The sequence below is a fragment of the Pseudomonas sp. EA_65y_Pfl2_P78 genome, from assembly GCF_963970495.1.
GTDB lineage: Bacteria > Pseudomonadota > Gammaproteobacteria > Pseudomonadales > Pseudomonadaceae > Aquipseudomonas > Aquipseudomonas baetica_A.
On sequence record NZ_CAXAON010000067.1, the window covers coordinates 1 to 7,156 of the forward strand.

Here is a 7,156-nt window from a genome sequence, read left to right on the forward strand (position 1 = left end):
AACGACTACGGCGTATCCATTGTAAAAAAGCGGCCCGGCAAGTCGTTGCGCAAACCCAAACCCTGAGTGTCAGCAGGGCTTGCCAGTTTATGGGGATCAGTCGCCAAGCCTTTTACAAGCGTGATCGTGTCTATCGGGCTCGAGTCGATCAAGATCAGAAAATCATCAAGTTTGTGCAGACAATCCGAGTGCGCCAACCCTGCATTGGCGCGCGCAAGCTCCAGTCATTGATGCACGCGGAGCATGAGAAACCTGAATTGCATGTTGGCCGGGATCGCTTGTTTGAGGTGCTGCGCGAGCACCGGCAATTGGTTCGCAGGAAACGGGCGTATCACAAGACGACCGACAGCCATCATCACTTTCGCTGCCATCCCAATCTGCTAAAGCCAGGCCCGCAGCAAGTTGTCGCGACCGGTCCGGAACAGGTCTGGGTGGCCGATATTACTTACCTGTCCACCCAGCGTGACAACCCGGTCTACCTGAGTCTGGTCACAGATGCCTTCTCAAGAAAAATTGTCGGTTATCACGTGCATGGCAGCCTACATGCCGACTCGGTGGCCCACGCCTTACGCATGGCGTTAAAGACACGTCGAACACGCCAGAAACTGGTCCATCACTCGGATCGAGGAGTCCAGTACTGCTCGGCGCTGTATCAAAAGCTCCACGCCAAGCATGGCATCACGTGTTCGATGACAGATGGCTACGACTGCTACCAGAACGCCTTGGCAGAGCGGGTCAACGGCATCTTGAAAACGGAACTCTTGCTCCACCGGCCGAAAGACTTGGCGCAAGCGGAGCAAATGGTGCGAGAAGCGATCCTGATCTACAACCAGGAACGCCCGCACCTGTCCTTAAAATACAAAACGCCCGATGCAGCGCATCGGGCGTTGGGGTGAAACAGGTGTAAACCTATTTCAGGACTAGACACGGTGAAGTAACTCGTCGGCAGAATGCGGCAGCTCCGGAATCGAGGGAGTTGAACGATACAAACAAGTAACCTGTTAAGCCCGCTTCGCCTGCACCGCGATACAAGCCTTCTCTCATCACACGTCTCTATGTACGGAGACGCAAAATGACCGAAACCCCAGAAGAAAAAACCATCGGATTCGCCCCATTCATCTACGGCTCAGGGCAACGCACTGTTCCACGTCAGCTCCCGATTTCTGGAATTACAGAGGATGGGGCCAGTCCTAGTTGTCGCGCAGTGCCTGCCTTGAGATGGGCGATCACCAGCCAGCCTTTGCGAATCGCACGGGTAAAGCCCACCTCGAACACTGTCCGACCGCGCTCGTTGACGATTTCGCCATAGCTGCCTTCCCGCAGGCCGCGATCTTTCAAGTAGTTCGGCGATATGGCCTTGTGTAAGGCTTAGCGCTCAGAATGAGGCAGTTGCGCGGACAGGGCATTGTGAGGCGTGGGCATAATTTGTGAGGTCTGCTTGGTTGACGTCCAGCTCGGTCGCCACCACTTTTTTCACATGTTGTTCGAACGTTTCCATGTTCATTCCCTTGCGGTTGGATGCGTACCACGAAACAGTGGCCGGCCCGTGCCGACCACTGGGCTCTTGCGCCATGGCGAGGCGTATCAGACCGCCGTCAGATGCATGAAACCACCGGAGAAGCGCCCGCTTTCCGGGACGAAACACAGCACGCGCTGCCCTTTGTGCAGGCGTCCGGACTCAAGCAGCTCGTGGATCATGATGTAGATCGACGCCGAGCCGGTGTTGCCACGATGAGACAGGTTGGTGAACCAGCGCTCTTGGGGAATCGCCAATTCGGTGTTTTCCATGCACTCGACAATCGGTTTGCGGAAGTATTCCGATGACATGTGCGGCAGGAACCAGTCGATGGCCTCGGGCGACAGGTTGTACTTGATCATCACCTCCTTGAGCGGCTTGCCGAGGGTGTACTTCACCACGTTCTCGTTCAGGAGCCGCACGTCCTGCTTGATTGCGAAAATCGAGCGCGATGCCCATTGCTCAGAGGGCAGCCGCATCCAGCCGGTCAAGCTGTCGTCCTCGGCCTTTTCCGCGCCCGCGTACATGCAGGTTGGTAATTCGTTGGCGTAGGAAAAGATGTCTATCCAGTCGATACGTAACGACAGGCTGCCGGCCCGTGGTTGGTTCTCGAGCAGGAAGGCCCCGGCCCCGTCGGATAGCATCCAGCGCAGGAAGTCTTTATCGAAGGCGATTTCTGGGCGGGCCGCCATCTGCGCCACCAGCGCCTCGTTTTCCGCATCGAAATTGCGCGCATGCAGCACCGGCGAAACCACCTCCGAAGCTGTGGCCACTGCCTTGCGGCTGGCTCCCGCAAGCACCGACAGGTAGGCATATTTCAGCGCGGTGAGGCCAGCCAGGCAGATGCCGGCGGTGGACACCACCTCACAAGGTTTGTTGCCCAGCTCGCCATGCACCATCACGCCATGGTTGGGCATCAGTTGGTCCGGCAAGGTGGTGCCGGTGGACAGGCATTCCATGGAGTCCAGGGCAAAATCGTCGCCCACCAGGCCCTTGATCGCCTCGGCGGTTATTTGCGCGTTAGTGAAACGGGGAACACCAGTTTCCGGATCCAGCACATAATAGCGTTGCTTGATTCCGTTATTACGCAACACCACCTGCCGAGACCGTGAAGGTCGCCCGCCCACATACCCGAGAATGTTCTCCATCGTATCGTTATCGACCGCCTCTCCCGGCATATACGTGGATGTTTTCGTAATATAGACAAACGAATTACTCATGATTATTTCACTCTTTAGATTCAAAATTTAGTTGCGAACCGGACGGCTGTTCGTAATAACGCTGCAACTCATTGAGGCGCGTCCGGATAAATGGATGAAGCAAGCGGCGTAACACAAGTGAAATAGGCAGGACGGTCATGATGACCAACAATAGATAGACGATGAATAAGCACAGCAAGAGTCGCCGTAGCCATTGTCCATACTTGCCGAAACGGCAAATTATTCCCGACCAGAACTTGAAGCCTCTATAAGCCGCTCGCTCGCTGAGTATCAGCCCAGGATTGACGGTCGCCGCCCCCAGTCCAGCCAGCATCGGCCCTTCGGCTTTCTCTTTATTGGCATACAGGGCGGCATTCAATGCCCGCCCGAAACGTGCAGCGCCTTGGACATCCTGGGCGCTAATCCCGGCCTTGGGCAGGCCGAGGAATGACTCGCGGTTGCCGGTGAACATCCAGCGCGGTGTGGTAATCAGTGTGGCGAAGGTATTGGCCCGGTCGGTTAGCACCACGTTGTCGCGCAACTGCGCGCCGGCCTCATCCAGTAGACGCTTGACCGCCTCCTGGGCCATCAGCCACATGTTGCGGCAGGCGATCACCGTGACCACCGGGCGCCCGGCCAGCAGACGCTTGCCTTCCGCGCTCTTGAGAAATGCGGTGATCAGCGGTGATGGCGACAGATACCAGACCTGATACGCTAGGATCACCAAGTCGAAGGGCTGAGTGTGATTCGTATACACCGGTTCGATGGCCGGCGGGCTGAGTTGCACGGTCTCGGGAAACACGTCGAAAAATTTGCCCACAGGCCAAGGAAACGGATAGGCAACCCGGGGCTTGAGCACCACTTCATGTACCTTAACCTCCTGTGTCGAACGTAGAGGCGAAATTAGACTTTCGACCACTTCGCTCAACTGACCGCTTTGCGAATAACGAATCACAAGAACATGTTTCATAAGTGCAGGGACCTTTTGCTTTTCAACTACACAAACACGCCAGAGATTCGAGTGGCAGTTCTGTAGAGCGTGATGCTCCACCCCGGATAGCTTGTTGGGGTAATGGCACACCAAGTTTTTAACGTCTAATTTTTATTCGGGACGAGCGAATGCAGTACGTCGCTAGTGGCGTACGCAATAGAAGAGGGGCGCCAACTTGCAGATAGCCGCGGAGGCTGTCTGGCGAAAGTCGATATACGAGTGGGCGGGATTGTTCTGGTAGGCTTTTGCGCGGTTCAACTGCGGCTCATCCGTGATCTTGTACATCATGCAACTCCTGATTCTAGCTCGGGCAGACTGGATTCCTTCCAGTTCTTCACAGACGAACTCTAGATACTTATTGTGGCCTGTCAAATAAGTGCGGCGAATTTTATCGCGTGCCCTCGATTCAGTGGCGCGAATACACGATGGCGCTGTTGGGCCAGGACGTGGTGTAACTCCCATGTTCTGCAGGTGTCCCGGATTTTGCGTAACCGAAATTTCTGTTAAATCGACAGCAGCCGATCTTCGAACTGGATAGGGACGGCGGCTGGACCGGATGTTGATGCATCCGGATCAGCCGCTCTTTTTCACTTCAGTGTTGAGACTTCTTTGGCGTATGCCTGACACGCCGCGAGGGCAATCAGCCCCCGGTCGCCGTCATCGGTGACGCCGATAATTCGTTGAGCATGCGCTGGGTCAAGTTCGGCTCTTGTGGGGCCATGATCCACGCCGCCGGTGGCGGTGGTGGCTGACACCGATCTGTTGCCGGCGCCGGAGGTGGCGTCGAGTAGGACTGACAAGCGCAGATCAGCAGTGGCAAGGCGGTCGCGCAGGCGACCTTGATCACGTTGGACATCGCTCAAGGCTCGGTAATGGGTTTGTTCACTGGTAGCCAGGCGCTGCTCGAGCGCGAGACGTTTGTCTTGTTCGGCACGCTGCTGTGCGGCCGAGTCTAGGGCCTGTTGATTGAGGGTTTCGGCGTGGAGGCGGGCCTGCTCTGCGAGCTGTTTGCCGTAGCGCCAATCCTGTACTTGCCAGGTAATGGCCACAGAACCACCGACCAAGATGACCAGCAGTACGCCTTTTGCCAGCAGCCGATACGGCGCCGGGATCAGTTCGCCGAGACGCATAGCACTGCCCTCGCCCGCCCCCACAACTCCAACCGATCCTGCAGGCCATTGAGACCGCCGTTGATTCTGCGGGTGATCGTGTTGAATTCGTTTTGATCGGCCAGCGCGTTCAGCCCATTCACTGACCAGAACCATGCTGCCGACTCGGCGGCCCACTGCGGCAGCTCCAGCAGTTCAGGCGTGCGCAGCAATCGCTCGTCACCGAACAGCGCCAAGCTGCAGCGCAGGTAGTTGTCGTGACCGGTGACCTGGATCAGACCGCGACCGCGATAGCGCTGGCCATCACCATCCGCTGCCGGGGTGTTGCCCAGTTTCGCAGCCAGGTTGCCGGTGTCGTATTTGCTCAGGTACTGATCGCCGCCCAGCTCCCGGACGTACTGCAGCTGACCCGACTCGTGACCGACTTGCGCCAGAAACGCGGCTTGGCGTTTCGGCGTGTTGATCTGCCGATGCGCCATGGCTGTGTTTAGGGCGGATACAAAAACGCCCGCTTGGCGGCGGGCGTTGGGCATGATGCTTTGCAGCTGTTGTTCAGTGATGGACATACAAACTCCAGACGTAAAAAAACCGCTCTCAGGCGGCGATGGGATGCGGCTACTGTTTCTCGATGTTCACAACCTTGAGGGGTGGTTTCGGCCCTTTCTTTTTCTTGCCCTTGGATTTACCGGCTTTGCCGGCATTGCATTCGACCGTGGTGGACCAGCCAGACTGGGTGAACACTTGCTCGACCGAATCCGCCAGGTACTCGCCATCAAGCCCGACCTTGAAGCCCTGGGCGAGAATGGGCCGCTCGGCAAAAATGTCCGTGCGCCCAGGCATCTCAAAACGCACGTCGGCGGTCGAGCGGTTGAACGCCGCCAGACGCGCTTTCGCGGCCGCTTGGGCAGCGGTCTTATTCGGGTAGATATGCCGGTCGGTATGCACCGCCGGCAGGCCATCCGGCGCGTCGTCGTTGTCGATGGTGACGATGGCCAGCTTTCCGTCTTTCTTGTCTTGGTGCTTGGTCGCAACCGCCTTGTGCGAGCTGCGATCGCCGAGACTGAATTGCCAGCGGCTGAGGTCGCTGCGTGTCAGCGTGACCGCGCCGAATGCTTTGCCGCTTGCGGACTGTCCGCCTTGACGTGGCATCACCAACAGCTTGCCATCGGCCACCTTGGCCGTGCAGTCGTATTGCTTGGCCAGCCGGGTGATGAAATTAAAATCGGACTCGTTGAGTTGATCCACTCGCGCCACTTTGGTCGACACCGGGCACACCGGCTGCCAGCCATTACGCGCGGCAATGTCGGCCACGATCTTCGACAGCGGCACGTCTTCCCAGCTCCCGCTACGGATGGTCTTGCCGCTGCCACGCATGTCGCTGGCCTTGCCTTTGATCACGATCGTATCCGGCGGCCCCGACACTTCGACGGTGTCCACCGTGTAACGTCCCATGCGGGCTAAAGCGGTTTCGGCATAGCCTAAATAGACCTCGATCGAACTGCCCCGCCGAGGCAACTGTACTTGTCCATCCCGGTCATCGATACGCAACTCAAACTCGTCGGACTCCATGCCGGGCTTGTCCGAGGTGCGCAGCAACAACAGCCGATCGTTGATCTTGGCCGTGACGTCGGCACCATCGGCGACGATTCGAAACATCGGGGTCATGGATTTTGTCCAAAAAAAAGCCCGCACAAGGCGGGTCAGAGAAGAATGCACCGTTACGCGTAACGCAACGGCTCGCCGAGCTGATAGACCCTGCACTGGAACTGATGCGAGACATCGTTGCTGCAGCCAGGGAATCACCAGTCGAAGAGATCACCGTTATCCAGCGCGACAACATCACGTCAAAGAAGATGAAAGTCAGGTTTCTTTTCCGCAGCTCTACCAGCGGGTCGTTGTGGAGCGGCAAAACCCTGAGCAATTGGTTCACAGCTCATCTGAAAAAGGCAGAAGTGCGCCATCGAGGCGCCAACCAGTGCCGCCACACGTTCGCCAGCCAGATGCTATCGAGCTATGTGCCCGTCGAATGGGTGGCCAGACAGCTAGGGCACGCCGACACAACAATGGTGAGAAAGCATTACGGTAGATGGATACCTAAGGACACCAAGAGCATAGCCGGTATCGTGTCGAAAATGCTGGGGTTTCGCGAAAACTAATACCTGGGGAGGAATACCTCCCCAAGCAGGGAAGACGGCGGTTAGCGATTGTCTGGATCCCCCGGTGTCAGGATAGTTGTCGCCTCTCCGGTTTTTCCAAAAAAAGCATATCGGGGGCGGAAAGAGACTGGTCGTGCCGTACTATTCACCTGAACGCAGAGCCGCATTACTTAAGATGCTGCTTC

The 7,156-nt window shown here is 57.2% G+C and carries 6 protein-coding genes and 3 pseudogenes; 2 read left to right on the plus strand and 7 right to left on the minus strand.

Annotated elements, in window-relative coordinates; all coding sequences use genetic code 11:
• Window positions 1-896 (plus strand): annotated as a pseudogene (locus AACY02_RS25660) (IS3 family transposase); the annotation flags it as partial.
• Between the two features lie 253 nt (window positions 897-1,149).
• On the opposite strand, the pseudogene AACY02_RS25665 reads toward AACY02_RS25660, so the two are convergent.
• The 7 genes and pseudogenes from AACY02_RS25665 to AACY02_RS25695 form a co-directional block, all read right to left on the minus strand.
• Window positions 1,150-1,356 (minus strand): annotated as a pseudogene (locus AACY02_RS25665) (hypothetical protein); the annotation flags it as partial.
• 19 nt (window positions 1,357-1,375) lie between these two features.
• Entirely contained in the window at window positions 1,376-1,498 is a 123-nt protein-coding gene (locus tag AACY02_RS25670) for a hypothetical protein (RefSeq protein WP_339434327.1), read from the minus strand.
• Between the two features lie 86 nt (window positions 1,499-1,584).
• Window positions 1,585-2,736 (minus strand): beta-ketoacyl synthase DarB, encoded by a 1,152-nt coding sequence (gene darB, locus AACY02_RS25675; protein ID WP_339434328.1) that lies wholly within the window; start codon window positions 2,734-2,736, stop codon window positions 1,585-1,587.
• A gap of 7 nt (window positions 2,737-2,743) precedes the next feature.
• Window positions 2,744-3,685: a 2-hexyl, 5-propylresorcinol biosynthesis aromatase DarA gene (gene darA, locus AACY02_RS25680; RefSeq protein WP_339434329.1), complete on the minus strand. Its 942-nt coding sequence runs from the start codon at window positions 3,683-3,685 to the stop codon at window positions 2,744-2,746.
• A gap of 608 nt (window positions 3,686-4,293) precedes the next feature.
• Window positions 4,294-4,836 (minus strand): lysis system i-spanin subunit Rz, encoded by a 543-nt coding sequence (locus AACY02_RS25685; RefSeq protein WP_339434330.1) that lies wholly within the window; start codon window positions 4,834-4,836, stop codon window positions 4,294-4,296.
• Window positions 4,818-5,381, minus strand: coding sequence for a glycoside hydrolase family 19 protein (locus tag AACY02_RS25690; protein ID WP_339434331.1), 564 nt, complete (start codon window positions 5,379-5,381; stop codon window positions 4,818-4,820). The genes AACY02_RS25685 and AACY02_RS25690 overlap by 19 nt, the downstream gene beginning before the upstream one ends.
• 49 nt (window positions 5,382-5,430) lie before the next feature.
• Window positions 5,431-6,480: a phage late control D family protein gene (locus AACY02_RS25695; RefSeq protein ID WP_339434332.1), complete on the minus strand. Its 1,050-nt coding sequence runs from the start codon at window positions 6,478-6,480 to the stop codon at window positions 5,431-5,433.
• A 68-nt stretch (window positions 6,481-6,548) separates the two neighbouring features.
• Between AACY02_RS25695 and AACY02_RS25700 the strand changes: the two are divergent.
• Window positions 6,549-6,971: pseudogene (locus AACY02_RS25700) on the plus strand (tyrosine-type recombinase/integrase); the annotation flags it as partial.
• Between the last annotated feature and the right edge of the window lie 185 nt (window positions 6,972-7,156).